The 1,695-nt window shown below is 36.1% G+C and carries 1 protein-coding gene and 1 pseudogene; both read right to left on the reverse strand.

Translation table 11 applies throughout. The features are described 5' to 3' along the window. Positions 1 to 93: 93 nt before the first annotated feature. On the reverse strand, positions 94 to 1,347 hold the full coding sequence (locus ABMY41_RS21710; protein ID WP_349276256.1) for a hypothetical protein: 1,254 nt from the start codon (positions 1,345 to 1,347) through the stop codon (positions 94 to 96). A gap of 227 nt (positions 1,348 to 1,574) precedes the next feature. Then, positions 1,575 to 1,695: pseudogene (locus tag ABMY41_RS21715) on the reverse strand (ISAs1 family transposase); the annotation flags it as partial.

A 1,695-nucleotide genomic window follows, 5' to 3' on the forward strand; every position in this document is an offset into this window, starting at 1 on the left:
ATCTTCCACAAGTTCAAGGTGGCTAAATAACGACATAATTAACAAGTAGATAGTGACAATGTGGGCGTTATTAGATCAGAAAAGAGGCGGATGTTAAAGCCTTTTTACAAAGTGCGATCCCGCCGTGTACTCAGAGCTTATTAAACTTATAGATGAAGGACTACTAACAACATTGCCACTCGAGTTTTTGTATCTCGCTGTATAGTTTTGAGAGCTGTATTGTACCTTTTTTACTTTATTATGTTTGTTTGCAGGGTAAGTAGTCGTCTGAGGAAGACCGGAAGCGTATTGGTATCTAGTATAAGTATACTCAGGGAAAATTCCTTGAAATCCATTATAATTACTTGATATTGATAAAGGCTGGTTACAGTTTTTAGGGCTGCAATAAGATGAAGGATAACTTATATCTACAATCCCATCTCTAATAATGCGTATTAGTCGGCTTTTATTATCATATTCATAGCTAGTAATAACATTATTTAGCTTGTTTTCTATTTGCTCAACATGATTATTTAAGTCATTACTTAAAATGACTTTTTTATCCCAAGACTCAACAATAATCGGTTTTGTACTAATTTTCGCTGTGTTAGAGTGTGTCTTAAAACCTGAAACAACGCTCGTCACTCCATGATATGTGTCGCCTGTAGCAAAGCTCTTATACATACCGCTTTGTGGATAACCATAAACTGGTCTAGAAGATCCAAATGTATACGTTGTGACTTTGTTCTTAAGGGTTGCTTGATAGAGTATCCCATGATCAAGTTCCTCTAGCCACGTAAAAGGAGGATGAGCACTATTAACTGATGCATTGTTTACATATCTATATTTTAATGTAGAACCGTTTGGTTTAGATATTTTTACGATTCTTGGAAAATACTCATTTCTTAAACCTGGAAATATTTCTGCACCAGAATCTCCATACCGATACCCTCTTGAAAGCGCCTTATGGTGAAAGCTCGTTATTCTTCCTGATGAGTCTTCGACTGAAAACACACTATTCCCAATGTAGAATGCTCTAGGCATTCCATCAGGCCAGCTGTAATGAGCAGTAGGCCACGAATTTATTGTATTGCATGTGTCAGTTAATAGCGGACAAACCTCTATAGCATTATTCAATGCTATAACTTTAATTGGATGCCTATAAGACCAATTTAATGAATCTGCCAGTACTTGGGGATTGTTTGTTGCATTTTGTTTGCTAGGTGCTAATGGCCGACTATGAACATCGTAAATATACTTAAGTTGTAATCCATTATTTGAAGTCACACTGTTGATAGGGCTTGATAAGGAATGAGATTTTTTGTGGATTTTGATAGTAAACCCATCTGGTCTTACAATTTCTTTCATATAGCCAAATGGCGCATATGATTGCGAAATAGAGGAAGGTATAGCATTATGCATCCTAAATTTTACAAGTGTTCCATCCTCTTTGGTTAATTAAAATGTGTAACTATCTATTTTTTCCAATTTTACTGGAATATCACGCAACTCTTTTAATGAGCCATCAGACATAATCTCGAAGTTATAAGAACTCACATGATCAAAAACTGATATAACTTCAAAAAATCTCACGGCTAGCGCATTTTAATCCCAGACTCTAACAGGGTTGAGCGGTAATCATCGTCTAGCCCTGCCATTTTCTTTTTCCTCGCCATACTAGCTGACTTAGATGTATCTTGTTTAAAAAGCGCCATG

It is taken from the genome of Pseudoalteromonas sp. BZA4, from assembly GCF_040104395.1.
Taxonomy (GTDB): Bacteria; Pseudomonadota; Gammaproteobacteria; order Enterobacterales; family Alteromonadaceae; genus Pseudoalteromonas.

What these genes read in the sequence shown, in the direction of transcription:
- ABMY41_RS21710 (WP_349276256.1), bottom strand. Translation starts at nt 1,347, where the DNA reads ATGAAAGAAATTGTAAGACCAGATGGGTTTACTATCAAAATCCACAAA.